This window comes from Rhodanobacter sp. BL-MT-08, assembly GCF_054161255.1.
Map to the genome: position 1 here is coordinate 1,356,624 of NZ_CP167872.1, position 26,501 is coordinate 1,383,124.

Annotated in this window: 20 protein-coding genes; 18 read left to right on the top strand and 2 right to left on the bottom strand. The window is 62.4% G+C overall.

The annotated features are described in order from the left end of the window. The first annotated feature begins 145 nt into the window (after positions 1–145). The 6 genes from ACDK93_RS05725 to dapE all read left to right on the top strand — a co-directional run bounded on the left by ACDK93_RS05725 (position 146) and on the right by dapE (position 11,825). Positions 146–6,340, top strand: coding sequence for a hypothetical protein (locus tag ACDK93_RS05725; RefSeq protein WP_458071635.1), 6,195 nt, complete (start codon positions 146–148; stop codon positions 6,338–6,340). An 8-nt stretch (positions 6,341–6,348) separates the two neighbouring features. After that, positions 6,349–8,898, top strand: a complete 2,550-nt coding sequence (locus tag ACDK93_RS05730; protein ID WP_458071636.1) for a CshA/CshB family fibrillar adhesin-related protein — start codon at positions 6,349–6,351, stop codon at positions 8,896–8,898. 203 nt (positions 8,899–9,101) lie between these two features. After that, positions 9,102–9,929 carry a 2,3,4,5-tetrahydropyridine-2,6-dicarboxylate N-succinyltransferase gene (dapD, locus tag ACDK93_RS05735; protein WP_458071637.1) on the top strand — a complete coding sequence of 276 codons (828 nt, stop codon included), beginning with the start codon at positions 9,102–9,104 and terminating at the stop codon, positions 9,927–9,929. Continuing rightward, a complete protein-coding gene (locus tag ACDK93_RS05740; protein WP_458071638.1) occupies positions 9,926–10,276 on the top strand; it encodes a Spx/MgsR family RNA polymerase-binding regulatory protein in 351 nt (116 codons plus the stop codon). The genes dapD and ACDK93_RS05740 overlap by 4 nt, the downstream gene beginning before the upstream one ends. Next, positions 10,269–10,661, top strand: coding sequence for an ArsC/Spx/MgsR family protein (locus ACDK93_RS05745; RefSeq protein WP_458071639.1), 393 nt, complete (start codon positions 10,269–10,271; stop codon positions 10,659–10,661). Before ACDK93_RS05740 ends, ACDK93_RS05745 begins: the two co-directional genes overlap by 8 nt. A gap of 24 nt (positions 10,662–10,685) precedes the next feature. Then, positions 10,686–11,825, top strand: a complete 1,140-nt coding sequence (dapE, locus tag ACDK93_RS05750; protein ID WP_458071640.1) for a succinyl-diaminopimelate desuccinylase — start codon at positions 10,686–10,688, stop codon at positions 11,823–11,825. A 39-nt stretch (positions 11,826–11,864) separates the two neighbouring features. Here dapE and ACDK93_RS05755 read toward each other — a convergent pair whose 3' ends face one another. Further along, complete coding sequence (locus ACDK93_RS05755; protein ID WP_458071641.1) at positions 11,865–12,281, bottom strand: hypothetical protein; 417 nt, start codon at positions 12,279–12,281, stop codon at positions 11,865–11,867. 261 nt (positions 12,282–12,542) lie between these two features. Here ACDK93_RS05755 and ACDK93_RS05760 point away from each other — a divergent pair, with 261 nt between their 5' ends. Beyond that, positions 12,543–13,334, top strand: a complete 792-nt coding sequence (locus ACDK93_RS05760; protein ID WP_458071642.1) for a hypothetical protein — start codon at positions 12,543–12,545, stop codon at positions 13,332–13,334. A gap of 79 nt (positions 13,335–13,413) precedes the next feature. Here the strand turns inward: ACDK93_RS05760 and ACDK93_RS05765 are convergent, their stop codons facing one another. Further along, the gene (locus ACDK93_RS05765; RefSeq protein ID WP_458071643.1) at positions 13,414–14,340 is read right to left on the bottom strand and encodes a LysR family transcriptional regulator; all 927 of its coding nucleotides are present in this window, start codon (positions 14,338–14,340) and stop codon (positions 13,414–13,416) included. Positions 14,341–14,492: 152 nt separating this feature from the next. Here ACDK93_RS05765 and ACDK93_RS05770 point away from each other — a divergent pair, with 152 nt between their 5' ends. From ACDK93_RS05770 to ACDK93_RS05820, 11 genes are all read left to right on the top strand, one after another. After that, positions 14,493–15,731: an acyl-CoA dehydrogenase family protein gene (locus tag ACDK93_RS05770; RefSeq protein ID WP_458071644.1), complete on the top strand. Its 1,239-nt coding sequence runs from the start codon at positions 14,493–14,495 to the stop codon at positions 15,729–15,731. Then, on the top strand, positions 15,728–16,798 hold the full coding sequence (locus tag ACDK93_RS05775) for a phosphotransferase family protein (RefSeq protein WP_458071645.1): 1,071 nt from the start codon (positions 15,728–15,730) through the stop codon (positions 16,796–16,798). The genes ACDK93_RS05770 and ACDK93_RS05775 overlap by 4 nt, the downstream gene beginning before the upstream one ends. A 2-nt stretch (positions 16,799–16,800) precedes the next feature. Next, complete coding sequence (locus tag ACDK93_RS05780; protein WP_458071646.1) at positions 16,801–17,490, top strand: histidine phosphatase family protein; 690 nt, start codon at positions 16,801–16,803, stop codon at positions 17,488–17,490. A 66-nt stretch (positions 17,491–17,556) separates the two neighbouring features. Beyond that, a complete protein-coding gene (locus ACDK93_RS05785; RefSeq protein WP_458071647.1) occupies positions 17,557–18,327 on the top strand; it encodes an SDR family oxidoreductase in 771 nt (256 codons plus the stop codon). 36 nt (positions 18,328–18,363) lie between these two features. Then, on the top strand, positions 18,364–19,152 hold the full coding sequence (locus ACDK93_RS05790; protein ID WP_458071648.1) for an SDR family oxidoreductase: 789 nt from the start codon (positions 18,364–18,366) through the stop codon (positions 19,150–19,152). 45 nt (positions 19,153–19,197) lie between these two features. After that, entirely contained in the window at positions 19,198–20,211 is a 1,014-nt protein-coding gene (locus ACDK93_RS05795) for an NADP-dependent oxidoreductase (protein WP_458071649.1), read from the top strand. Positions 20,212–20,389: 178 nt separating this feature from the next. After that, positions 20,390–22,204 carry a type IV secretory system conjugative DNA transfer family protein gene (locus tag ACDK93_RS05800; RefSeq protein WP_458071650.1) on the top strand — a complete coding sequence of 605 codons (1,815 nt, stop codon included), beginning with the start codon at positions 20,390–20,392 and terminating at the stop codon, positions 22,202–22,204. 108 nt (positions 22,205–22,312) lie between these two features. Then, entirely contained in the window at positions 22,313–23,008 is a 696-nt protein-coding gene (locus ACDK93_RS05805) for a lysozyme inhibitor LprI family protein (RefSeq protein WP_458071651.1), read from the top strand. A gap of 33 nt (positions 23,009–23,041) precedes the next feature. Then, positions 23,042–24,415, top strand: a complete 1,374-nt coding sequence (locus ACDK93_RS05810; protein WP_458071652.1) for a peptidoglycan-binding domain-containing protein — start codon at positions 23,042–23,044, stop codon at positions 24,413–24,415. Between the two features lie 243 nt (positions 24,416–24,658). Continuing rightward, positions 24,659–25,456: a hypothetical protein gene (locus ACDK93_RS05815; RefSeq protein WP_458071653.1), complete on the top strand. Its 798-nt coding sequence runs from the start codon at positions 24,659–24,661 to the stop codon at positions 25,454–25,456. 115 nt (positions 25,457–25,571) lie between these two features. Next, complete coding sequence (locus ACDK93_RS05820; protein ID WP_458071654.1) at positions 25,572–26,459, top strand: EamA family transporter; 888 nt, start codon at positions 25,572–25,574, stop codon at positions 26,457–26,459. The last annotated feature ends 42 nt before the right edge of the window (positions 26,460–26,501 follow it).

Below are 26,501 nucleotides of genomic sequence, written 5' to 3' on the forward strand. Positions count from 1 at the left end.
AGTGGGGACTCCTCTTTCCTTTCAACGACATCGACTCCGGAACCCGCTGCGGCAAAACCGCGGCGGGATTTTCGGTAGCCGACTGCGGCAATGGTCGCGCGGCAGACGCGTCAACAAATGATTCGAGGCTAATTGATTCAGCACCATGGTTTCCCTTTTTCGCCAGCTCGCCTATCGCATCACCGCCGTTCGGGCGGTATGGCTGCTGGTGACGGTTATGGCCCTGGGCATGTCGGCGCAGGCGCTGGCTTTGCCGCCGGCCAGTGGCACGATGATCAGCAACACGGCTACCGGCAGCTATGTGGACAGCGCCACAGGTATCTCGGTACGCCTTACGTCCAACACGGTCCAGACGATCGTGCAGCCGCTCGAAGCGGTGACGCTTACCAGCAGTCAGAGCGTCATGATCGCAGCGGGCAGCAATTTCGCGCTGTCGCATCAACTGAGCAATACCGGCAACACGTCGCTGACGTGTGTCATCAATTCCAGCGTGGTCGGTGGATCGTTCACCGCCACGGGTCTGAGCGTGGTTGAGGATGTCAACGGCAATGGTGTCGTTGATCCCGGAGAGCCCGTTATTCCACAAGGCGGCACGCTCGGCCTGACCCCCGGACAGCAGGTCAACCTGCTCAGCACGGGCCTTGTTCCGTCGACGGCTTCTGTCGGTCAGAACACGCAGGTGCAGATTTCGTGCGTCACCCAGCTGCAGCATGTGCATGCCAGCAACACCGATACGATCACCGTGGTAAACGGCCCGGCGGTCAGCGTGACGAAGAGCGCATCGACGCAGACGCCGACGCAGGGCTCTACCATCAGCTACACGCTGAGCGCCACCAATACCGGCAACGGTGCCGCTTCGCCGGCCCAGATCCAGGTCAACGGCGCGGCGACCAGCCTGTTCGTTCTGCGCGACGATATACCGGCGAACACGACGTTTTCCCACGCACTGCCTAGCGGCAACGCGCAGCAGCTCTATCATCGCGTGGGCGATCCCGCCAGCAGTTACGTGACCGGCCTGCCGGCATTGAACGTGGTCGATGGCGTGGCATGGGGCTTGCCCGTGCTGGCGGCTGGCGCGACGCTGACGACGCAGTTCAGCGTCACGGTCAACAGCAATGCCAGTGGCACCATCGCCAACACGGCATACGCGGATTACATGGCGCAGGGCGCGAATTTCTCCACGCCCTCGAACGCGGTCAATCTGCCGCTGCCGGCGCTGCCGCCGTCGATTTCGTTCTACAACCCCAGCTACAGCAGCACGGTGGCGCAATCGGCGCTGGGCAGTCCGCTCTACGTGCAGTTCAACGCGGCGCAGTGCAATACCGATCCCACCCGCGTGCTGACCTACCCGGTGACCCTCGTCAGTCAGCTGACCGGGGATACCGAAACGTTCCAGGGAACGGAAACCGCGGCGAACAGCGGTGTCTTTCGCGTGCTGCCCAGTGTGCCCACCGCCGACGGTGCCACGCACGTGGTCAGCTCGGGGGATCACATTCTCGAAGTGCTGCGCAACGATACGGTCATTGCCACGATCACCGGTTGCGGCGGCAACGGATCGATCAGCTCCAACCTCCTGATCGATCCTTCCGGCGTGGTGTTCGACAGCAAGTCGAATCAGCCGGTGGCCGGCACGACGGTCGAGCTTATCGACGTGACCGGCGCCGGCAACGGAGGTCAGGCCGGCGGCCCGGCCAAAGTACTGGAAGCCGACGGCAGCACCCCGGCACCGAGCACGGTCGTGACCGATTCCACGGGCGTCTATACGTTCCCGCTGGTGGCCGCCAGCACCTATCGGCTGGTTATCACGCCACCAAGCGGCTACTCCGCGCCCTCGAAACTCCCGCCGGGCCTGCTGCCGGCCGGCCGGCACGTCGATGCGAACGGATCGTACGAGCGCAACTTCGTGGTGGCGGGGCAGGCTCCGATCTCGCTCGACCTGCCTCTCGATGCAGGCGCGGCGACCACCGGGCTGTTCATCGAAAAGACCGCGTCGAAATCGATCGCGGAGATCGGCGACTTCGTCGACTACAGCGTAACGCTGAGCAACCGCAGCGGCATCGCGATGCCCGCCACGACGCTCGACGATCATCTGCCCGCCGGCTTTGCCTACGTCAAAGCGACGGCACGCCTCAACGGAAAGGTGCTGACCGACCCCGTCGGTGGCGCAGGCCCGAATCTTGTATTCGGCATTGGCAACATCGCCATCAACGGAGCGCCGGTGCTCACGTATCGTGTGCGCATTGGTCCCGGAGGCCAGTCCGGCAATGGCACCAACACGGCGCAGGCGATCAGCGGGCAGACCCGTTCCAACGTGGGCAGTGCCAAGGTGCAGGTCAGCGGTGGCGTGTTTTCCGACAGCGCCTACCTGATCGGCAAGGTCTTCGTCGACTGCAACGGCAACCACATCCAGGATGCGGATGAGCCGGGCGTTCCCGGTGTGCGCATCTACCTTGAGGATGGCACCTTTGCGGTCACCGACGGCGAAGGCAAGTACAGCCTCTACGGCCTGCTGCCGCGCACGCACGTGGCCAAGCTCGACACCACGACGCTGCCCGATGGCGCGCTGCTGGAAGTGCTGGACAATCGCAACGCCGGCGATGCGGGCAGCCAGTTCGTCGATCTGCAGAATGGCGAGCTGCACAAGACCGATTTCGCGCTGTCGACCTGCACGCCGGCGCTGCGCAAGGAAATCGCCGCCCGTCACAACGCGATGCATGACGATGCCACGGAAATCACGCAGGCGGCTCAGGCACAGCTCAGCGCCAGTTCGGTTGCCGTATCCGATCCGCGCACCCTCGCGGCGAGCGGCGTGATTGGTCTGCCGGGAAGCAACAACGGCTATGGCGGCGTGAATGGCTCGACCACCGCGTTGCCGGGTATCGGCGGTCCGGCAGGATTCGGCACGTCGTCCAATGCCACGGGCGCCACGCCGCAGGCGCCTGCCGCCACGCCATACATGCCGATGCCCGCCGCTGCGGCGGTACCCGCGGAAGCGGCGCCGAGTCACGTGCTGACCGCGCCACCGTCGCTCGAGAAGCTGTTGCCCACGCTCGATGCCACGCTTGGGTTCATCGGCCTGCATGATGGCGACGTGCTGCCCGCGGACCAGATTACGGTTCGGGTGAAAGGCCCGCTCGGTGCAAAGCTGGAGTTGAGCGTCGACGGGCATGCGATACCGTCCACCCAGGTCGGCCAGCAGAGCAGCCTCGAAAGCCACGGCGTGACGGCGTGGGAATATATCGGCGTCAATCTCGCCGAGGGCGACAACGTGCTCCAGCTGGTCGCCCGCGACAGTTTCGGCAACGCCCGCAGCCACGCGCAGATCCACGTCATCGCACCGGGCAAGCTCTCGCGCATCCAGCTCGAGCTGCCGAAAGAGGCGAAGGCCGATGGCCACACGCCGGTGAACGTGACGGTCCGTCTGTTGGACGCGCACGGCGTGCCCGTCATGGCCCGCACGGAGCTGTCGCTGGAGTCCAGCGTGGGCACATGGCAATCCCCGGATCTGGATCCCAACGAGCAGGGCACGCAGGTGTTCGTGGAAGGCGGCGTGGGTCGCTTCGCGTTGCTCCCGTTGGCCGACCCGGGCACGGCGCACCTGCGCATCAGCAGCGGGTTGCTGCACAGCGAAAGCGATCTGGTCTTCCTGCCGGATCTGCGGCCGATGATTGCGGCAGGCCTGGTCGAGGGAGCGATCAACCTGCGCAATCTCAGTCCGTCGGCGCTGTCGCCGGCGCAGAGCGGTGATGGCTTCGAGAGCGAAATTCAGGGTGCGCAGAAAAGTTTCGACCATGGCAAGGACAGTGCCAGCGCGCACACCGCGCTGTTCCTCAAGGGCAAGGTCAAGGGTTCGTATCTGCTCACGCTGGCCTATGACTCGGACAAGCCCGGCTCGACGACGCTGTTCCGCGACATCAACCCCGATTCGTACTATCCGGTTTACGGCGACTCGTCCGCGAAAGGATATGAGGCGCAGTCCACCGGCCGCCTCTACGTGCGCATCGATCACGGCACGTCCTACGCGCTGTATGGCGACTACACCACCCAGAGCGACAACCCGGCCCGCGTGCTGACCCAGTACAACCGCGCGCTCAACGGCGCGAAAACCCACGTGGAAGATGGGCGTCTGACGGTCGATGGCTTTGTCAGCGATACCAATTCCGTGCAAGTGGTCGACGTCATCCCTGCCAACGGAACGTCCGGCCCGTATCAGCTGTCGAGCATCAATGGCCTGGCCAACAGCGAGCAGGTCGACATCATCACCCGCGATCGCAACCAGCCGGCGCTGATCATCAGCGACGTGCCGATGACCCGCCTTACCGACTACGAGATCGAGCCGTACAGTGGGCAGATCCTGTTCAAGGCGCCGATTGCCTCGCTCGATGCAAACCTCAATCCGATCTTCGTGCGCATTACCTACGAAGTGGACAACGGCGGCCCGAACTTCTGGGTGGCGGGCGTCGACGCGCGTGAAAAAGTCCTGCCGTGGCTCACGCTGGGCGGCACCTACATCCATGACGGCAACCCGGCCGATCCGGCCAGCCTGCGCGGCGCGAACTTCCTGTGGAACATGGGGCCGACCACGTCGCTGGTGGGCGAGGTCGCGCAGTCCCAGTCCGAACAGTACGGCCTCGGCGATGCACGGCGTTTCGAGTTCCGCCACAGCGATCCGAGCCTGCAGGCGCGCGTCTACGCCGTGCAGTCCGACACGGGCTTCAACAATGCCAGCTCCACCGTGCTTTCCGGCGGCGCGGAATACGGCGCAAAGATCGGCTACGCGCTCACCAAGACCGATCGTCTGGTGGTGAACGCAACCAAGACCACCACCGGCCTGAGCACGGGGCAGATCGAGGACGCCTCGGTCGGCATCGAGCACAGTCTGCCGATGAACATGAAGCTCACCGGCAGCGTCCGGCATGTGTCTGCCGATCAGCAGGCATCGGCCTATTCAACCGCCGGTATCGGCGACGGCTCGGGCACCGATCAATACACCAGCGGCCTGCTTCGACTCGATGCGCCGGTGCCGAACGTGCCCAAGGCGAATGCGTTCCTGCAGTACGAAGAAGCGCTGAACGACAGCTCGCGCCGCAACGCCACGGTGGGCGCGACCTATCAGCTCGGTCCGCAGACCAAGTTCTACATCACGCACGAAACCAGCAACAGCCTGACCGACAACTTCTCGCTCAATTCGGCGCAGAACACGACCGGCGGCAGCACCGCCGGCCTCGGCACGAGCCAGCAGAGCCTCGGTGGTGTGGGCATTGGCGGCGTGGCACAGAACTACTCGACCGTGATCGGCGTCACCACGCCGTACATGACCGGTGGCCAGCTGTTCAACGAGTACCGCATCGGCGACAGCATCGACGGACGTACGGCGGAAAACGCTGTCGGCTTGCGCAACCAGTGGCATCCTCTGGAAGGCCTGGGTCTGAACGCCAGCCTGGAACAGGTGCATCCGGTGACCGGGGCGGTGACCGATGAAGCCACTGCGGTCACCGGCTCGCTGAGCTATACCGCAAGCCCGGACTGGAAAGGTTCGGCCCGCGCCGAGTGGAGCGAATCGCAAACCACGCGCACCTGGCTTGCCACGATCGGTGCCGCATTCAAGGTCAACGAAAGCGTCACGCTGCTGTCCCGCGGCCTGTACAACCGGCAGACCACGTTCGCCACCACTTCGCTGACGAACGATGGCACCACGGCGGCCATCTCGCCGCTGACCGGCCTGTACAGCGGCCCACAAACGCTGGAGCTGGCGCAGTTCGGCATGGCATACCGCCCGGTCAACAGCGATGTCTGGAATCTGCTGGCGCGCGTCGAATGGAAGCGCGATCAGGGCAACACCTTCGATTCGTTCGGAACGGACGACGTGCAGGCCGGCAGCAACGGTAGCCTGGACTATGCGGCGAAGATCCTTTCCGTGCACGTCAACTACCAGCCCACCGCCACCTGGACGCTGGACGGGCGTTATGCGGCCAAGAAGGTCAACGATTACGCCAACAGCATCACCTCGAGTTACATCGCGCAACTGATCGGCGGCCGCTCGATGTGGGACATCACCAGCAAGTGGGATGGAGGCGTGCACTACTACGCGATCTTCGGCGGCGGTCTGTCAGCGCATCAGCAGTCGATCGGTGCAGAGCTCGGTTACATCGTCGCAAAGGATCTCTGGCTCTCGCTGGGTTACAACTTCCAGGGCTTTTCCGATCAGGATCTCGCCGGTGAGGACTACACCCAGAACGGCGTGTATCTTCGCCTGCGCTTCAAGTTCGACGAGAATGTGTTCAAACCGAGCAACAACTCCACACCGCTGCCGGCCGATGCCGCGGCGTCGGCGCATTGAGCAACGTCATGAGCATCGACCACCTCATCCAGCGTGCTCGCACCAGCCTCGGCCTTTACCGCCGAGGATGGCTGGCGCTGCTGTTGCTGATGTGCGCGTTCGTCACCCTACCAGCACATGCCAACACGTGCGCGCCGGCAGCCGTGCAGGGTGCAGCGCCGGCGGACTACCAGACGTATTGCTGGCTCGATTTCACCGGTTACAGCGACAGCGCGGCACAGGCTGGACAGGCTTTCACCTTCACCCTGTCCGACGGCTCGGTGCTGAGCCTCACGCTGACCGTGTCCAGCGCCACCACGGCGACGCCGCTGCTCAAGGTGTCGGGCGTGCCGACTTACAGCGGCGCGGCCTTCGGCAATGCCGGCTTCAGCAACATTCCGGGCTCGCCCGTGTTTTACGAAGTGCAGAGCGGCTCGACGGTCACGGTGACGCTGAGCAATATTCACATCACGCCCGCCGGCGGCGGTACGTCGCCGGCTTACGCGATCATCGCCGCTGACGGCGAGTCGACCAATACCCCCGAAACGCTGACCTTCACCACCAACGGCACCGCCTGGCAGCAGGCAGCCATGCTCGCCAATACCAACGCCACCGGCCCGACCGTCGCGGGAGTAGGAACCGGCACGGTGATCGAAACCGGCACCGGCGGCGGCAATACCAACGCCTATGTCTTCGCCAGCATCGGCAATCCGACGACGGTTACCGGCGTGCTCAAGGGCAGCGGCCTGCAGGGTGCGCTGTTCGGCCTGCGCTTCGCGTCGCTCACGGCTACGTCCCAGTTCAACACCGCACGCTTGAACGCCAGCGATCAGGTCACCTATTCCATCGTCGGCAGCAACAACGCGGTGCTGAGCACAGGCACCAGCACAGGCACCGGCAGCGGTCCGTTTCCGGTCGCCAGCAAGCCGATCACCTCGTCGAGCGCCCTCACCGTGACGCAGGCCATGGCCAGCGGCAGCGTCAGCACGCTGTCCAACTACGCCACGTTGCTGACCTGCACGAACGCCGGCAGCTCGTCCACCTCGTTACCGAAAAACCTCGCGGTCAACACTTACACTTTTCCGTCGCTGGCCTATGGCGACTCGATCTCCTGCGTGTTCACCGATACGCCGTACCCGAACGTCAGCGGTCTGGTCTATAGCGACGCGAATCACAACGCCGTGGTCGACAACGGCGAGACGGGCACCGGACTGACCGGCCTGTACGTCAAGATCGCGCCGTCCTCGGGCGGTGCCTGCCAGTCACCGGCAACGTACGCGGCGGCGGTGACTGCCGCCAGCGGCGTCTTCACCGAGCCCGGCATTGCGCCCGGCACGTATTGCCTGATCGAAAGCAACAACAGCACGCTGACCGACATCACGGCGACGGCCCCTTCAGGCTGGGTGCGGACGCAGGCGCCGACGGGCATCATCAACGTCATGCAGGCATCGAATGCGCTGGTGCAGCAGAATTTCGGCCTTTTCCAGGGCACCGCGCTGTCGGCGATGGTCTTCGCCGATACCGGTGCCGGTACCGGCGGCACGCCGAACGATGGCCTGCAGAACGGATCGGAAACGGCGCTGCCGAATGTCACCGTCAACGCGGTGAGCGGCAGCAACACGGTGGCCAGCGGCGTCACCAATGGCAGCGGCACGGCGACTTTGTGGCTGCCGTCGACGCTCACCGGCACGGTCACCGTGACACCGACCGCGCCCTCCGGTTACCTCGCCACCGGCGGGACCGCCGGTTCGATCAGCGGCGCCAGTTACACCCGCCCATCGGTAAGCTTTACCTACGCCGCGGGATTGACCGGCACGATCGGCAGCTTCGGGCTTGTACCACCCAACGCGTTGGCACCCAACGGCGTCAACAGTGCGCAACCGGGCACCACGCTTTACTACCCGCATACGTTCACCGCCGCCAGCGGCGGGCAGGTGACGTTCACGACGACTGCCGTGGCCACGCCAGTCGTCAGCGGCTGGGCCGAAACGCTTTATCGCGACACCAATTGCAACGGCCAGCTCGACAGCGGCGAACCGCAGGTCACCGGCGCGATCACCGTCACCGCATCGCAGCAGGTATGCCTGATCGTCAAGGAATTCGTGCCCGGTTCCGCGCCGGTCAATGCCCAGAATGTGGTCACGCTGAAGGCGACAACGGCTTATACGAATGCCAATCCTTCGTTGACTGCCATCGTGCTGAGCACCGACACGACCACGGTGATCCAGCAAGGTGCGCTCACGCTGGCCAAGCAGGTCAACAACGTTACGCAGAACGGTAGCGCGGGCACGTCGAACAATGCGCTGCCAGGCAATGTGCTGCAGTATCAGCTCACGCTGTACAACGCGGGCAGCAAGCCGCTAACGCAGGTCGTCGTGAATGACGCGACGCCGGCCTACACCACGTTTACCTCGGCCACCTGTCCTGGTACGTCTTCACTGCCAATCGGCCTCACTGCCTGCACGCTGACTACGCAACCTGCAGTGGGCGGTCAGGGTGCGATCGTCTGGACGTTCACCGGTTCGCTGAACCCTGGTGCGCAGACAGTGGTGTCTTACCAGGTGACCGTGGCGCAATAGCACTCTGCTTGCCGTTGGCGCCGCTTGTCGCCCTGGTGCTAATTGGCCGAAAACCCCGGCGCCATCCGAGAAGATTCCCAAAGCTGCGAGGTTGCGGAAACCGGCTGCCCCTAGGCGCGTGTACGATGATGTTGCAAGATCATCGCGTCTTGCGCGCTAGGCTGGCGTCGCCGTATACCCATCTTTGGAAGACAGATCGAACCATGCAATCGATAGAAACGCTGATCAACGACGCCTTCGAACGTCGCAACGAGCTTGGCTCGACCGAAATTGAAACCCATCTGCGCCCGGCCGTGGGGCAGGTGATCGACTTGCTCGAATCCGGCGAGCGCCGCGTGGCCGAGCCCGACGGCAACGGCGGCTGGACGGTCAACCAGTGGATCAAGAAAGCCGTGCTGCTGTACTTCCGCCTCAACGACAACGTCGTGGTCGACGGCGGTGCGGCCATGGCCTTCGACAAGGTGCCGCTGCGCTTCATGCAGGGCAATAACAGCGAGCTGCAGAATCTTGGCGCGCGCGTGGTGCCCGGTGCGCTGGTGCGTCGCGGCGCGCATATCGCCAAAGATGCGGTGCTGATGCCCAGCTACGTCAACATCGGCGCCTACGTTGGCGCAGGCAGCATGGTCGATACCTGGGCCACGGTCGGCTCCTGTGCGCAGATTGGCGCGCACGTGCACCTGTCGGGCGGTGTCGGCATCGGTGGCGTGCTCGAGCCGCTGCAGGCCAACCCCACCATCATCGAAGACAACTGCTTTATCGGCGCGCGCTCCGAAGTCGTCGAGGGCGTGGTGGTGGAAAAGGGCAGCGTGATCGGCATGGGCGTGTTTCTCGGCCAGTCCACGCGCATCTACAATCGCGTCACGGGCGAGGTGAGTTACGGCCGCGTGCCCGCCGGCAGCGTGGTGGTGGCCGGCAGCCTGCCCGCAAAGGACGGCAGCCACAGCCTGTACGCCGCCATCATCGTCAAGCAAGTCGATGAAAAGACCCGCAGCAAGACCGGCATCAACGAACTACTGAGGAGCGTCGAATGAGCGTCGAACTCTATGGCCTGGAAAAGTGCGGCACCTGCGACAAGGCTCGCGCGTGGCTGGATGAGCACAAGGTCAAATACAGTTTCACCGACTACCGCGAGCACCCCATTGCGCCGGCTTCGTTGAAAAAATGGGCGAAAGAGCTGACCTGGGAAAAGCTGGTCAATCGTGCCAGCTACACCTGGCGCGATCTCACCGACACGCAAAAATCGGCCAGCACCGACGCCGACTGGCTGAAGCTGATCAAGGACTATCCCGCCCTGGTCAAGCGCCCGGTGGTGGTGAAGGGCGACAGCGTCAGCGCCGGGTTTACCGAGAAAAAGTTCAAGGAGCTGTTCGGTGGCTGAAGCGGCATCCGATGCTGTCGTCGCCGTTTACGGGCTCGACGGTACCGACATTTGCGGCAAGGCGAAGAACTGGCTCGATCGCTTCGGGCCGGATTACCGTTTCATCGATCTGCGGCGCGAGCGGCCCGAGCCGGAAGCGCTGAAAGCGTGGGCCGCTTCGCTCGGTGGCTGGGATGCGCTGGTTGATCGCAGCGGAACCGGCTGGAAAGGCCTGCTGCAGCAGCGCCGCAACCCCGGCAGCGATCCGGAGTGGACGCTGCTGATCCGCGAACACCCCGAAATTCTGCGCCAGCCGATTACGGTCACGCCCGACGGCCGCGTGGCGGTCGGCTTTACCGGCGGCACCTACGAGCGCCTGCTCGGCAAGGGCAAAGCGAAACACTGATCTGTGCAAGACGAGCAACTGACCATGAGCGACGTGCTGGACCTTACCTGTGAACTGATACGCCGCCGCTCGGTCACGCCGGATGACGCCGGATGCCAGGCGCTGATTGCCGAGCGGTTGGCGCGCGTTGGGTTCACCATCGAAAACCTGCGCTATGGCGACGTCGACAACCTCTGGGCAACCCATCGCGCCTCGGATGACGCCGGCCCGACGCTTATGTTTCTCGGTCATACCGACGTCGTGCCCAGTGGGCCGGAGTCTGCCTGGCAAAGTCCGCCGTTCGAACCGACCATAACGAATGGCCGTCTATACGGCCGCGGCGCAGCCGACATGAAAGGCTCGGTGGCGGCGATGGTGGTGGCGCTGGAGCGGTTTATCATCGCCTATCCCGATCATTTCGGTCGCGTCGGTCTGCTGATCACCAGCGACGAAGAAGGCGTGGCGATCGACGGCGTGCGCCAGGTGATCGAGCACCTTCGCGCGACTGATGAGCGCATCGAATTCTGTGTGGTGGGCGAACCGTCGGCGAAGGAGAAGCTGGGTGACCTCATCCGCGTGGGGCGGCGTGGTTCGCTGTCGGCCACGCTGACCGTACGCGGCATTCAGGGCCACGTGGCCTATCCGGAAAAAGCGCTGAACCCGATTCACGCCTTTGGTCCGGCCTTGGCCGAGCTGGCGGCCGAGCGCTGGGACGAAGGCAATGCGGACTTCCCGCCGACGTCGATGCAGGTATCCAACCTCAACGCGGGGACGGGCGCCAATAACGTGATTCCGGGCACGCTAACTGCACTGTTCAACTTCCGCTACAGCACAGCCAGCCGCGCCGACGATCTGCAGGCGCGCAGTGAGGCGATCTTTCGCAAGCACGGTCTGGACTTTCATATCGACTGGCAGCTGTCAGGCCAGCCGTTCCTCACGCCGCCCGGTGGCCGGCTGCGCGAAACCGTCGTCGCCGTGTGCCGCGATCTTTGCCAGCTCGACCCCGATCAGAGCACCGGCGGCGGCACGTCGGACGGCCGGTTCATTGCCTTGCTCGGCACGGAAGTGGTGGAGGTAGGCCCGGTCAATGCGACGATTCACAAGGTCGATGAATGCGTGGCGTTGCATGAGCTGGAGCAGCTGCCGGCGATCTACCAGGCGGTGTGCGAACGTTTGTTGGTGTGATGCCCATGATCCGCGGGCGGATGCGCGCTCCTGACCCTATCAGCGCTGGAACGGGGGGCACTGGTCGCTTTGCGGAAAACGGCCGGTGCCATGGAATAGCCCGTCACGGCCAAGCTTGACCTCGACGGTGGTCTGACTCGGCGAGCTCATGTCGATTCGTGGCCCGTCCTGGATGCAAAGCACCTTGATGCCGCCGTTGTCTTCGACGATCCGGATGCCAAACAGCCAGTGCCTTTCCGGATCGAGCGCGCGGACGCCCCCATCGACTTTGTCGAAGTCGGTGAAGCCGTACTCCTTCAGCGTATGCGCGCCGGGTCGCTGGCGCGCATAGAGCGAACTGGGAATGGACAGCACGTCCAGATGCTCGGCCACGAACAGCGCGGCATCTTCACCATGCGGCGATGACTGCGCCGCCAATGCCACCGGCCACAACGCCCAGGCGCCCAGCGCGAGCATGGGAGCGTTACCAAACTTCATCGTGTTGGCCTCGTTCGTAAAACACAACGCAGGAGATTACCGCACGGAACGCAGCAAATTTCGGATACGCAGCGCCGGCTGAGCCGGGTGTTGCCCCGTTTCGTCGATGCTGCAAAAGCTTGCGTTCTTTGCACCGCGCGGCGCGGATGGGTATAGCCGTAGTTGCTGGAATTTCATGGTGTCATCGTGCTTCCATATCATCCGCACTGGATAAAACTTGACTGAAAATGGAGTACGGCGATGTTGAGCAGCAATGGACGTGGGGCGATCTGGATGGTTAGCGCGGCTCTGCTCACCGGGTCGTTGCTGATGCTCGGTGTCACCGGTACGACGCGCGCGCAGGATGCCGCCACGCCTCCGCTCACCGACAAGCAGCTGGCCGATACGCAGTGCATCATCGGCCTGGAAAAATTTCTACCGGCGGATTACTACTATTGCCTCGCCTCGCAAAGCTACGGCGAGAAGAACTACGGCGAAGCGCAGAAGTTTTTCCACACCGCCGCATCGTGGGCCAGCAAACCAGCGCAGTACGTGCTTGGGGTGATGGCGCTCAACGGCGATCACCAGCCGGTGAATCGTCCGCTGGCACTGGCGTGGCTGGCGCTTGCTGCCGAGCGTCATACCGAGCGTTTCAATCAGGCTTACGTCGAGCTGCGCGAGCACCTATCGCCGCGCGAGCGCGCCGAGTCGGAAAAGCTGTTGCGCGATCTGCAGCCGACCTACGCCGATGCCACCGCTGCCACGCGGGCCGAGTCGCGTTATCACGACGGCATGCAGATGCTGCGCAGCAAGGGACTTGGCTCCAACTACTGCATGGAAGGCATGTTCGATACGGCGCAGCTGGCCGGCAGCACGATCGGACCAGATCAAGCCATGGCTTGCCCGCAGACAACAACGCTTGCCGTGCAGATCGACAAGAAGGCTGCGGACGTTTTCGAGGACTGGCACGGCCACGTCACGGTCGAACCGCTGCAGCCGGTGCAAGTCAAGGATGGCAAGCCGCTGCCGCCGAAAAACGGCAGCGGCTCGTAAGCGCCATCAAGTTGCACTGATCGGGTTATCGCCTTCAGGCTGCCGAGCCGGCATACGCGTTGTCGGCAAGCGCCCGTGCTCAGCGACCGTTGAATTCCGGCGCCGAACCGATGATCTCGAACACCCGCTGGCGAAACCACTCGTGCGCGCGGTCGTCGTTCTTCGACTGGTGCCAGTAGGCAAGAATCGGAATCGGCTTCAGCTTGATCGGCAGCGGCTGCACCACGATGGGCAGCAGCCGGGAGAAGCACTGCGCATACGAGCTGGGCATGGTCAGCAGGAGGTCGCTGGCGGCAGCGACCTGGCAGGCAGAGAAATAATGCTGGCAGACCAGCTGGATATCGCGCGCTCGACCGTCCTGCGCCAGCAGCACGTCCAGCGGCACGGCCTCGCCGAGCTGGGAAACCGCCACGTGCCGCGCGCCAAGGTAGTCGCTGCGCCGCAGCGCGCCGCCGGCCAGCGGGTGCTTCGCGCGCATGCCGACTACCAGCGACTCGTCGAGCAGGTGTCGGCTGCTCCATCGCGGCCCGGCCTGCAGCCGCCGATCCACCACCAGATCAATCGTGCCGGCGCTCAATTCGCGATCGACATCGGCGGCGGCGATGCGCCGGCTGACGATGTGGGCATGCGGTGCGAGCGCAGCTATCTTCACCAGCAGCGGCGGAAACACGATGGACTCCAGCACGTCGCGAAAGCCGACGGTGAAGGTCATGTCCAGTTCGTCGGCGCGAAAGCTCACGTGCATCTGCGTGGTGGCCTGCAGGCCGCGCAGGTGCAGCTGCACGCTGGCCATCACGCTGCGCGCCTTGTGCGTCGGCACCACGCGGTTGCCCTGGCGCACGAACAGCGGGTCGCCAAACAATTCACGCAGGCGGTTGAGCGAATGGGTAATCGCCGGCTGGGTCAGGTGCAGCGCACGCGCCGCCGCGCTGATGCCGCCGTGCGTGTGGATGGCGTCCAGCACGCGGAAAAGATTCAGATCCATCCGCAGGTCGGGTCGGTTCATAGGCGAGCCTCAGTCCAATCAATATGCTGCGCTGCACGATCCTGCATATTAGCTGAGCTGATGGGTGGATATAAAAGATATTCATGTCACTGATTGATGCCGACCGGCGTACGCTTGGGGAATAACCACGGCATACCTGCAGGAGAAGCCCGATGGATTTCGCTCATTCCGAACGCTCGCGCGCGCTGGCAGAAACGCTCAACCGCTTCATGCGCGACGAAATCGACCCCGCCGAAAAAATCGTCGCCGACGAGCTCACAGGCAGCGGGGATTGGCGCACATGGCACCAGCCGGCGGTGATGGAAACGCTGAAGGCCAAGGCGAAGGCGGCCGGGCTGTGGAATCTGTTTTTGTCCGAGCCCGAGTACGGCGCCGGCCTCAGCAACGTCGACTACGCGCCGCTGGCCGAGATCATGGGCCACTCGTTTATCGCGCCGGAAATCTTCAACTGCAACGCGCCGGACACCGGCAATATGGAAGTGCTGCTGCGCTACGGCTCGGACATGCACAAGTCGCGCTGGCTGAAGCCCTTGCTCGACGGCGAGATTCGCTCCGCGTTCTGCATGACCGAGCCGGACGTGGCTTCGTCCGACGCCACCAATATGCAGGCGACGGCGACGATTGACGGCGACCAGATCGTGCTGAACGGGCGCAAGTGGTGGTCCACCGGCATCGGTCATCCGCACTGCCGCGTGGTGATTTTCATGGGCCTGAGTCACCCCGATGCGCCGCCGCACCAGCGGCACACGATGGTGGTGTGCCCGCTCGATGCGCCGGGCGTCAAGGTCGAGCGTATGCTGCCGGTGTTCCACGCCTATGACGAGCCGTCCGGCCATGGCGAGGTCAGTTTTACCGATGTGCGGCTGCCGCTGGATCACGTGATACTCGGCACCGGCCGCGGTTTCGAGATCGCGCAGGGCCGGCTCGGGCCGGGCCGCATCCATCACTGCATGCGCACGATCGGCGCCTCAGAGCGCGCGCTGTCGTTGCTGTGCGAGCGCGCCGGCGCGCGCGTGGCATTTGGCAAGCCGCTGATCGAGCTGGGTGGCAACAAGGACATCGTGGCCGACCTGCGCATGGCGATCGAACAGGCGCGCCTGCTCACGCTGAAGGCGGCGTGGCTGATCGACACGCAGGGCGTGAAGGCGGCGATGAGCGAGATATCGCAGATCAAGGTGATCGTGCCGAACCTGGCGCAGAAGGCCGCCGATGCGGCCATCCAGATTCACGGCGCGGCCGGTTTGTCGAACGATTTCCCGCTCACCGCGCTGTTTGCCAACGCGCGCATCCTGCGCCTGGCCGACGGCCCGGACGAAGTGCATCGCGGCCTGATCGCCAAGCTGGAAATGCGCGCCCAGGGGGCGGCCATCGCCGCGAGGAAAGCACGATGACGGCGGCGGTGGATCAGGCGCGCAGCGTGCGCGAAGAAGATCAGCTGGATGTCGGCAAGGTCGACGCGTTCCTCAAGCAGCACGTCGAGGGCCTGCGCGGCGAGCCGACAATCTCGCAGTTTCCCGGCGGCGCATCCAACCTGACCTACCTGATCAGTTACGGCGAACGCGAACTCGTGCTGCGCCGGCCACCGGCGGGCGTGAAAGCCAAGTCCGCCCACGACATGCTGCGCGAGGCGCGCGTCATGGCGGCGTTGAAGCCGCATTACCCGCGCGTGCCGACCATCCTGGCGATCAGCGATGATGCGGCGACATTGGGCTACGACTTCTATGTAATGGAGCGCCTGCGCGGCATCATCCTGCGTCGCGATCTGCCGCCGGAACTCGGGCTGGACGCCGACGGCGTGCGCCGGCTGTGCAAGGGCTTTATCGATCGCCTGGTCGAGCTGCATCAGGTCGACGCGTCGCTGCCGGAGCTGGCCAGCCTGGGCAAGGGCGAGGGCTATATCGCGCGCCAGGTCGGCGGCTGGAGCGATCGCTGGCGCAAGGCCTTGAACGATGACACCGACGCCTGCGAAGACGTGCTCGCCTGGCTGGCCGAAAAACAGCCCGCGCGCGAAACGGCCATCTGCGTCATCCACAACGACTACCGCTTCGATAACGTCGTGCTTGATCCGGATCATCCGCTGAACATCGTCGGCGTGCTCGACTGGGAGCTTAGCACGCTGGGCGATCCGCTGATGGATCTGGGCGGCTCGCTGGGCTACTGGATACAGGCCGATGACGATCCGGTATTCCAGTCGTTCCGCCGCCAGCCGACCAACGCGCCGGGCATGCTGACGCGGCGCGAGCTGGTGGCGTACTACGGCGAACGCACCGGCTGGAACGTGGACAACTTCGAGTATTACGAAGTGTTCGGCCTGTTCCGCGTCACCGTGATCATCCAGCAGATCTACCGCCGTTTCGTGCTGGGGCAAACCACCAACCCACAGTTCGCCGGCTTCGGCCAGGCGGTGGCGTATATGAGCCACCGCTGCCGCAAGCTCATCGCCGCCTCGAGCCTCTGAGCATGGCGAGCGTGCTGCTTATTCGTCACGGGCAGGCCAGCTTCGGTACGGCCGATTACGATCGGCTTTCGGACGTCGGCCAGGAGCAGTCACGCCGACTTGGTCGCTGGTTCAGGCACGCGGGTAACGTTCCTGACCTTATTGTGGTCGGTCCACTGCGTCGGCACGTGCATACGGCGGATCTGTGCGTGGAAGCGGCCGGCGTATCGGCACCGCGCATCACGATTGCCGGGCTCGACGAATTCGATCACGAAGAAGTGCTGGCCCGCCATCGCCCCGATCTCGCTTCGCACGAGGCGCAGGTGGCCGAACTGGCGACGCACGGCGATCCGCATCGCGCATTCCAGCGCCTGTTTTCCGAAGCGGTGGCTCGCTGGACCGGCGGCGAGTTCGATCACGAATACACCCGCAGCTGGCCAGCGTTTCGCGCTGCAGTGATGGACGGCATGCAGGGGCTGGCGGCGCAGCCGGCGCGCACGATCTGGGCATTTACCTCCGGCGGACCAATCGCAGTGATCGCCAATGCGCTGGTCGGTGCGCCGATCGCCGAGGTTTTCACGCTGAGCTGGCCGCTGGTAAATACCTCGACCAGTCGCGTCTCGATCGGCCCGCAGCGCCGCAGCCTGATCAGCTACAACGCCTGGCCGCATCTGGAAGGCGCCGACGCCAAGGCGATGATCACCTATCGCTAGTTTCCGTACCTTCAAATAGACGTCCAAACTTCCAACGAATCATCCGACATCAAGGACCAACCACTCATGAGCGCTACCGAACTGTTCGACCTCTCCGGCAAGATCGCCCTCGTTACCGGCGCCAGCCGCGGCATCGGCGAGGAAATCGTCAAGCTGCTGGCGGCGCAGGGCGCGCACACCATCGTCTCCAGCCGTCGTCAGGCCGACTGCCAGACGGTGGTTGATCAGATCGTGGCGGCTGGTGGCTCGGCCGAAGCCATAGCCTGTCACATCGGCGAGATGGATCAGATCGCGGCGCTGTTCGCGGCGATCGAGGAAAAACATGGCCGGCTGGATATTCTGGTCAACAACGCCGCGACCAATCCGTACTTCGGCAGCATCCTGGATACCGAGCTGTCGATCTTCGAGAAGACCGTCGACGTGAATATCCGCGGCTATTTCTACATGTGCACCCACGGCGCCAAGCTGATGATCAAAAACGGCGGCGGCTCCATCGTCAACGTCGCCTCGATCAACGGCGTCGTGCCCGGCCATCTGCAGGGCATCTACTCGATCACCAAGGCGGCGGTGATTTCGATGACCAAGGCGTTTGCGGTGGAGTGCGCCGAAGGCGGCGTGCGCTGCAACGCGCTGCTGCCGGGCCTGACCGATACCAAGTTCGCCTCGGTACTGGTAAAAACGCCGGCGATTCTGAAGGCGGCGATGGCCCACGTGCCGATGAAGCGCGTGGCGCAGCCGTCCGAAATGGCCGGCACCGTGCTGTATCTCTCGTCGGCTGCCGCGTCGTACACGACGGGTGCGATTTTGAATGTCGACGGTGGTTACCTGTCGGTCTGATCCGTTTGGCCGTCCATCTTGCTCAGGAGTTTCCGCATGACCCACGTTTCCGCACATCGCGTCGTCGGCAAGAAAGCGTTTATCACCGGCGCCGCCGGCGGCCTCGGCGCCGCGATGGCCAAGCTGCTGGCGCGTCATGGCGCCAAGGTGTTTCTCACGGATATCGATGAAGACGCCGTGTACGAGGTGGCTACCGCGATCAATACAGAGCATGGCCACACCGTGGCCTGGTCGGCGGCGCAGAACGTGCGCGACGAAGAGCGCTGGCAGAGCGCGCTGGCCGAGGCGGATGCGGTACTCGGCGGCATCTCGGTACTTGTCAACAACGCGGGCATCGGTGCGATCGGCGGGGTGGAAAGCCTGCAGCCGAAAGAGTGGCAGCGGGTGATGGGCGTCAATCTCGACGCGGTCTATCTCGGCTGCAAATACGCGCTGCCGCTGCTGCGCCAGCATCAGCCGGGCTCGATCATCAATATTTCGTCCATGGCTGCGTTCAAGATCGATCCCGACTACACCGTCTACAACGCCTCGAAGGCGGCGGTGGCATCGCTGAGCAAGTCCGTCGCGCTGGACTGCGCGCGGCAAAAGATGGACGTGCGCTGCAATTCGATCCACCCGTCGTTTATCCGCACCGGCATCGTCGAGCCGTTCTTTCAGCAGCTCGGGGAAGAAGAGGCGATGAAGAAACTCACCCGCGGCGTGCCGATGAGACGATTGGGCGAGGTCGACGATGTGGCCTATGCCGTGCTGTATCTCGCCTCCGACGAGAGCCGCTACATCACGGCGGCCGAGCTTCGCATCGACGGCGGCGCCTCGGCCGTTTGAAACATCGGGTCCAGAGTGACCCATTTACTTCCCAAGGAAATCATCATGTCCACGATCAACCGCCAGCTGCGCCTGAAAACCCGTCCCGAGGGGCTCGTGCAGCGCGACAATTTCGATCTCGTCGGGCAGCCGCTCGAGGAGTTGAAAGACGGCGAGGTGCTGGTGCGCACGCTGTACATTTCGATGGATCCGACCAACCGCGTGTGGATGCGTGACATTCCGCAGTACATGCCGCCGGTGGCCATCGGCGAGGTGATGCGCGGCTTCGGCCTGGGCCGTGTGGTGAAGTCGCGCTCGTCGCGCTACAGCCAAAACGACCTCGTGCAGGGCCTGCTCGGCTGGCAGGACTATCTGGTTTTCCACGATAGCGCCAAGAGCTACGTGCGCCTGCCCGCCGACCCGGGTATTCCGTTGCCCACCCTGCTGGGTGCGTGCGGCATGAGCGGCATCACCGCGTTTTACGGCATGACCGATATCGCACCGGTCAAAGCCGGCGAAACGCTGGTGGTATCAGCAGCGGCCGGCTCGGTCGGCTCTATTGCGGGGCAGATCGGCAAGATCATGGGCGCGCGCGTGGTCGGCATCGCAGGCGGCGCGAACAAGTGTCGTCATCTTGTCGATGAACTCGGCTTCGATGCCGCGGTGGACTATAAATCGGAGAACTGGAAGCAGGCGCTGAAGGAAGCCACGCCCGACGGTATTCACGTCAACTTCGAAAACGTCGGTGGCGATATCATGGCGGCGGTGATGTCGCGCATGGTGATAGGCGGTCGTGTCGCGCTGTGTGGTCTGATCTCCGGTTACAACAGCGACGGCCGCGCCAGCGACAACTACAGCGTGATCATCATGAAGCGCCTTGTCGTCAGCGGCTTCCTGGTACTCGACTACACCAAGACCAAGGAAGCCGTGCACGCGCTGGCCGGCTGGATTGCCGAGGGCAAGCTCAAGGCCGAGGAAACCGTGGCCGAGGGGTTGGAGAACGCGCCTGACGTGATCAATCGCCTGTTCGACGGCAGCCACCGCGGCAAGCTGCTGTTGAAGGTGGCTTCCGATATTTGACCGTCGATTGGCGGCTAGTCACGCTTTTTGAAATGTTGGGGAAATGGAGCCGGCGGTCGAGTCGGTTTTCATCAACCGGCGGGGGCCGAAGCCTACAGGCAGGTAGCGCATCCGCCCGGATTGACACGGCGGCAAGGCTTGCACCAGCATCGGACTCCCCACGGAATGGAGAAAGGCGATGAGCACGGGCAAGCTGGTTTTTGCATTGGCGTTGTTGCTGGCCGCCTTGGTAGGCGGCCTCTACTTCGCGGACTGGCTGGTGTTGTGGATGCTCGGGCTGAAAAACGTGCCCCTGGTCTGGAATACCTGGTGGCAGTACTTCCAGGCGCTGGACCTGCCGCAGGTCGCGCCGTATGTCGGCAAGATCAAGGCCGCAGGCGCTGTCGGCTTCGGCCTGCCGCTTCTGGTCTGGGCCCTGTTGCTGATCCCGCTCTTCAAGGGCAAGGCCGAGTCCCTGCATGGCGATGCCAGCTTCGCGAAATTGTCCGATCTGAAAAAAGCCGGGCTGCTGACGCGCACTCCGCAAAGCATCCTGGTCGGCAAGTATCAGGGTCACTATCTGTGGCTGGGTGGCGCCCAGCACGTCATCACCATCAGCCCGACCCGCTCCGGTAAAACTACCAGTATCGCGATCCCGGTGCTGCTGTCCTATCTGCAGTCGATGGTTGTTCTCGACTTGAAAGGCGAGCTGTTCAAAGCCACCAGCGGCTGGCGCGAGTCGCAGGGGCAGGCCATTCGCGTGTGGGCACCGTACGACGAGGCGGGTAATACCCACCGCTTCAATCCCATGAGCACCCTGGCCGGCATGGACCCGGGCAAGCGCATCGGCGAAATTCAGACCATCGCGGCAATCCTGTATCCGGACGAGCAGGGCAAGGATCCGTTCTGGACCTCGCAGGGTCGCGCCGCGTTCACCGCGTTCGCCTCCTACCTGTTCGAGGCGTGGGACGAAGAATGCCGTCAGCTGATGACCAGCCAGGCGCCGCCGCTGGTGATGCCCGACATCAACACCTCGCCGAAATTTCCCAGCCTCGAGCGCATCCTGCGTTTCTCCAGCGGCACGGACGGCCAGAGCACCAAGGAAATGCTGCAGAACATTCTGAAAGATCCCAGCTATACGTTCGTCAGCCCGCAAACGCGCACGGTGTTCGGCAACCTCGCCGGCCTGGCCGAGCAGACCTTCTCCTCGGTGATCGCCACCATGCAGGCACCGCTGCAGCAATTCCTCAGCCCGGTGCTGGCGGCGGCCACCAACGCGACGGATATCGACATCAGCAGCCTGCGCAAGCGGCCGACGACGCTGTACGTGATCATTCCCACCAACAAGCTGGACGAGAGCAGCAAACTGCTCAACATCTTCTTCAGCACCGTCATCGGCAACAACCTCACCAAGCAGCTGGGCGAGGAGCCCGACCTGAAATACCAGATGCTGATGCTGATGGACGAGTTCACCGCCATGGGCCGCGTGGACGTATGGGCCAAGCGCATCTCCATCTCGGCCAGTTACGGCGTGCGCGACCTGTGTATCGTGCAGAGCCGAGCGCAGCTGCGTTCGGCTTACGGCGACAACGACGCGCAGAACTTCATCACCAACCACGGCGCGCAAATCGTGTTCGCGCCGCGCGAGCAGAGCGACGCCACCGAATACAGCGAAATGCTCGGCTACAAAACCATCCGCAAGCGCCACCAGAGTCGCAGCAGCGGCGGCGGGCAGCGCTCCACCGTCTCGGTCAACTACACCGAAGAAAAGCGCGCGCTGTTCCTGCCCCAGGAAATCAAGGAACTCCCCGCCGACGACGAACTGATCTTCTACGAAGGCTGCAAACCCATCCGCGCCAAGAAGAACTGGTTCTTTAAGGACAGCAACTTCAAAAAGCGGGCGAGCATCGAGCCGGCGAAGATTGCGCGAGTGCAGCCAGCATCATCGCGGGAGGTGGCGATGAATGTCGTGGAGGCAAAAAGTAACCGAGCCGCGGCGGCGTTGCGGCAATGAGGTTCGACTCATTGGAATAAGTCCGGCCAACAAAGGAGATGCATCTATGAAGCATAGGACACAACAGTATTTGAAGTTCTTCTTGGATCAACGATGAGGATGTGCTCCATGCGCATGATGAAGATTATTTTTGCGCTATGCCTGATGGTTCTGGCGCCTCATGCCTTTGCTGCTAGCTTCGATTGCAGCAAGGCCGCCACCTCCACGGAAAAACTGATCTGCAGTGACGCTGAGACGTCTGCCCTGGATACCAAGTTGCAACAAGCTTATAAGACGGCGCTTAGCGTAACTGATGCGTACGGTAAAAAGGAGTTGGCCAAAGAGCAACGTAACTGGATTCAATACACTCGGGGTATTTGTCAGGACGTGGCTTGTCTACGGCAGGTCTATACCGCTCGTATAGCCATGCTGGCGCGTAATGAAAAAAAAATCCTCGATGGCGAGGTGTACTCACACTGTGAAAAGCCAAATGATGGCAACCCTAGTGGCGGTGAATGCGTAAATGTGGTGCCCATTCGAGATCCCAACTACCGAGTTGACTCGTTCAACCGGTCGCTGACGCAGCAAAGGCAGAAGGGCCGCATTATCGGCTGCAGCCGGCTGATTGATCTGCCGGTTGGATCGGCCGGCAGTAACCATAGTTTTGGCGGCTTCTGCATCATGCAGGATGATTTGCAGCGCAATAATGTGGAGATCTGCAACGATGACATGTTCGGTCATTTTCAGCTGCAAACCGTCAGTGCGAAGGACACGTCCGACAATCATTTGATCGATTTCATCTACGCGAAATGCTACGGGGGCTAATGGCCCCTCACACGAATCAGAAAGGAGTCTGTCATGTCCGATAGCGCCACGATCACTCGCGAACAGCTGCGTACAGTTTACGTTGCCACTGAGCTGGGAGGCAAAGATGTTGACGCGAATCACTTTTCGTATGCCGGGCTTGCTAAAAGCACCTATTCATTCGGCCAGCTGCAATTCGATGTCGGCAATAACGATTTGGCTAGAGACTTTTTAAAAGCAAACGGTTTTGACGCTGCCGACATCGACGATCTTCGGTCGCATGGTGGTCTGTCCGAAAGAAAATTGGTTGCCCTCGATAACAAGCTGCAAGCAATTCCGCAGGAGAAGATCGATAAGTTTACTAACGACTATTTGGATAAAAGGGTCGCTGACGTGGGGAGCGTTATTGATCAGGTGCGCGTGCTGAAACCAGCGGCCGCCGATGCCATTGTTGGAGATAAAAAACTGCAATTAGGCATCGCCGATTACGCAAACCAGTTCGGTCACGTCGGTCCTCAGTTTGTGGGCTTTTTGGCAGGAAAGTCGGAAACCCTGAATGCGAGCGGCAAAACCATACAAGCCGGTAACCCGCGTACGCGGGAAGATATCCAGACGTTCATCAACGCCACTAGTTATGGCCAGAACCCTAAAAACTCCAGCGGTATCAAAGGCCGTGCCGACCACTTCAACGAAGCAATGGCCGAGCTCAAGCTGGGCCCTGCCGTGAAAGCTTCTACCCGTACCTCAGAAAAGGGTGGCTCAATCCTCAAGCTCGGTTCTCACGGTGAAGCCGTAGGTGCTTTACAGGCCGATCTGGCCTCTCTTGGCTATACGGATTCAAAAGGTCGACCGTTGAAGCCCGATAATAATTTTGGTCACGATACCGAAGCTGCGGTGCGCGCCTTTCAACGCGATCATGGATTGGAACAAAACGGCGTAGGTCCGAAGACGCTGCATGCCATCCAGACCGTCGTGGCGCCACTGAAACAGCACGAGTCGGGACCACTGCCGGCCGTATCTGCCATGTCTTCCTTGCCTTTTGTGCCGGGCCTCGATGATCCGCGCAATACGCTTAATCCCAACCACGGGCTTTACGAAAAATTGCAGCAGCGCATACCCGACGCCTCGGAGGAGCGCCTACTTCAGTTCACCGCTGCGTGTCATGCAAACAAAATTACAGGCGATAATCTGTCAGGGATTCATCTTGACGAAACGAATATGAAAATTGGTTTTCATGGATCGAGCTTTCTGTCCACACCAGCCACCGTCGATTTGAACACGCCGCCTCCGCAGCCCCAGCAAGCGATCCAGCAAATCCAGCAACACGATCAGCAACAGGCGCAGATGATGGGTCAGATACAGGCGCAGAACGCGCAGATCAATCAGCAGGCAGCGCAAGGATCGACGTCCGGCATGCCCGGTCTGTGATCGGCGGACGTCTCGGTCTGGGACTGTGGGCGACACGCTGCCGGATTGCGGCGAGCCGGGCTCCTGTTTTTGATCTGAGGAAGATTGCGATTAGCGGCGCCCCGTCCTGGGTCTGCCGCTGCTGGTGTTGGCTTTGCAGCTGGTTCCTAGGATCCACGCAATGACTTGGCATCGATCCGTGAGCGCAGATCGAGTTGGCTCCCGTCGTCGTGGGAAACCTTCAAATATAAGAGGGTTGATGGGATGACTGCACGCGCAGTATCGCGCGGCATTTCGGCGGGAACGCTCAAGTTCGCCGTAGAGATGATGCTCTTCGCGCTCATCGCTCATGCCATGGGCTATCTCATTCACGAATACGCCCACAGCGTTTTTGCCTGGGCTTTGGGTTGGATGAAGGAGCCGTTCGGCATCGATTACGGGCATGCGTCTGTCAACAATTTTATCTTTCTTGACGATGTCGATGACAACGTCGATTACGCCCCTATCATCGCCAGCGGTCATGGCATTAGCGCTGCTGTTATTGCGTTAGCGGGTGCGTTTGTTGGCAACGCTGCTGTGTACTTTTTGTTGTACGCGCTGCTTCGCACGAATGCCGTAGCATCTCGCGGAAGACTGACGTCATTCGTTTACTGGTTCTCGCTGATGAGCGCTGCAAACGTCTGGGGATATGTGCCTATTCGGGCTCTCACCACTCATGCCGATATAGCCACCGCGGCCAAGGGTCTCGGTATTTCTACATGGGCGCTCTTTCCGTTTCTGATCGTGCCGGGGCTTTATATCGTCTATCACTTTTTCTGCAGAAACTTTGCTGGCGTGTACGCAACCATCTCATCGGGAGAACGCAGTCGTCTCGCGACGCTTATTGCGTTTACCGCATTCTGGTACTTCTCGTTCTTTGCCGGAAACAGCGCCGTCTTAGGTAGCTACGGATTCATCGCACAGATCTTCGCCATCTTGTCTCGCTACCTGATGTTTCCGCTGGCGGTGATTTGGTTGACGTCGCGGTATGCGCGCGGTCACGGCGTTCAAAACGCCGAGTAGGATCGAGCCGCTCGATGGCCGATGAGCTTTATTGCTTCAGCAGAGTTTTCCCTATTGGGTTTCATGCGTGACTGCGGGCATGATGGGCGAACTGTTTCCCGCGACGGCTGTGCCCATGTCATCACGCTCCACCGTTGCTCCGCTTGCGCTGGCAATCGGCGCGCTATTGATCAGTATGGTCTCGTATCAATGCGGCGCGTCGCTGGCCAAGCACCTGTTTCCACAGGTGGGTGCGCAGGGCGCTACCGCTTATCGCCTCGGGCTCAGCGCTTTGCTGCTGCTGCTGTGGAAGCGGCCTTGGCGACGGTCGGTTGGGCAGCGTAACTGGCGCGTGCTGTGGGGCTACGGCCTGGCGATGGGCGCCATGAATCTTGTGTTCTACATGTCGCTGCGCACGATCCCGCTCGGTATCGCTGTTGCGCTGGAATTCACCGGGCCACTGGCGCTCGCCGTGTTCGGCTCGCGTCGCCTGATCGACTTTGTGTGGATTTTGCTGGTGGTGGCCGGGCTGGCGCTGCTGTTGCCGCTGCGCCATCAGATGCAGCCGCTGGATCCGGTTGGCGTGGTGTATGCCCTGGCTGCCGGCGTGGGCTGGGCGCTTTATATCGTGCTGGGCAAACGAGCCGGCGCCGCCTACGGTGAGGATGCGGTGACATGGGGCACGTCGATCGGTGCTCTGCTGGCCATACCATTCGGGGTCGCGCATGCCGGCAGCGCGCTGCTGTCGCCGTCGCTGCTGCCGTATGCGCTTGGCGTGGCGGTACTCAGTTCGGCACTGCCTTATTCGCTGGAGATGGTTGCGTTGACCCTGCTGCCTGCGCGCACCTTCAGCACCTTGCTGAGCTTGGAGCCGGCTGTGGCGGCCGTCGCCGGTGTTTCCCTGCTCGACGAACGACTCAGCCTGCTGCAGTGGCTGGCCATCGCAGCCATCATTGTTGCCGCCGCCGGTACGGCGTTGAGCGTGCAACGCCCCGAACTGACCGAGCCGCCATTGGCGAATTGAGTTTCGCTGACCGCTTTGCTGAGACTCTTACGCCGATCGTGT

Excerpts from the sequence above, each read along its gene's own strand:
- ACDK93_RS05760 (WP_458071642.1), top strand. The coding sequence starts at position 12,543 with ATGTTGAGCAGCAATGGACGTGGGGCGATCTGGATGGTTAGCGCGGCT.
- ACDK93_RS05780 (WP_458071646.1), top strand. The coding sequence starts at position 16,801 with ATGGCGAGCGTGCTGCTTATTCGTCACGGGCAGGCCAGCTTCGGTACG.
- ACDK93_RS05805 (WP_458071651.1), top strand. The coding sequence starts at position 22,313 with ATGCGCATGATGAAGATTATTTTTGCGCTATGCCTGATGGTTCTGGCG.
- ACDK93_RS05755 (WP_458071641.1), bottom strand. The coding sequence starts at position 12,281 with ATGCTCGCGCTGGGCGCCTGGGCGTTGTGGCCGGTGGCATTGGCGGCG.
- ACDK93_RS05810 (WP_458071652.1), top strand. The coding sequence starts at position 23,042 with ATGTCCGATAGCGCCACGATCACTCGCGAACAGCTGCGTACAGTTTAC.
- ACDK93_RS05770 (WP_458071644.1), top strand. The coding sequence starts at position 14,493 with ATGGATTTCGCTCATTCCGAACGCTCGCGCGCGCTGGCAGAAACGCTC.
- ACDK93_RS05775 (WP_458071645.1), top strand. The coding sequence starts at position 15,728 with ATGACGGCGGCGGTGGATCAGGCGCGCAGCGTGCGCGAAGAAGATCAG.
- ACDK93_RS05795 (WP_458071649.1), top strand. The coding sequence starts at position 19,198 with ATGTCCACGATCAACCGCCAGCTGCGCCTGAAAACCCGTCCCGAGGGG.
- ACDK93_RS05800 (WP_458071650.1), top strand. The coding sequence starts at position 20,390 with ATGAGCACGGGCAAGCTGGTTTTTGCATTGGCGTTGTTGCTGGCCGCC.
- ACDK93_RS05785 (WP_458071647.1), top strand. The coding sequence starts at position 17,557 with ATGAGCGCTACCGAACTGTTCGACCTCTCCGGCAAGATCGCCCTCGTT.
- dapD (WP_458071637.1), top strand. The coding sequence starts at position 9,102 with ATGCAATCGATAGAAACGCTGATCAACGACGCCTTCGAACGTCGCAAC.
- dapE (WP_458071640.1), top strand. The coding sequence starts at position 10,686 with ATGAGCGACGTGCTGGACCTTACCTGTGAACTGATACGCCGCCGCTCG.
- ACDK93_RS05765 (WP_458071643.1), bottom strand. The coding sequence starts at position 14,340 with ATGAACCGACCCGACCTGCGGATGGATCTGAATCTTTTCCGCGTGCTG.
- ACDK93_RS05740 (WP_458071638.1), top strand. The coding sequence starts at position 9,926 with ATGAGCGTCGAACTCTATGGCCTGGAAAAGTGCGGCACCTGCGACAAG.
- ACDK93_RS05790 (WP_458071648.1), top strand. The coding sequence starts at position 18,364 with ATGACCCACGTTTCCGCACATCGCGTCGTCGGCAAGAAAGCGTTTATC.
- ACDK93_RS05730 (WP_458071636.1), top strand. The coding sequence starts at position 6,349 with ATGAGCATCGACCACCTCATCCAGCGTGCTCGCACCAGCCTCGGCCTT.
- ACDK93_RS05820 (WP_458071654.1), top strand. The coding sequence starts at position 25,572 with ATGTCATCACGCTCCACCGTTGCTCCGCTTGCGCTGGCAATCGGCGCG.
- ACDK93_RS05815 (WP_458071653.1), top strand. The coding sequence starts at position 24,659 with ATGACTGCACGCGCAGTATCGCGCGGCATTTCGGCGGGAACGCTCAAG.
- ACDK93_RS05725 (WP_458071635.1), top strand. The coding sequence starts at position 146 with ATGGTTTCCCTTTTTCGCCAGCTCGCCTATCGCATCACCGCCGTTCGG.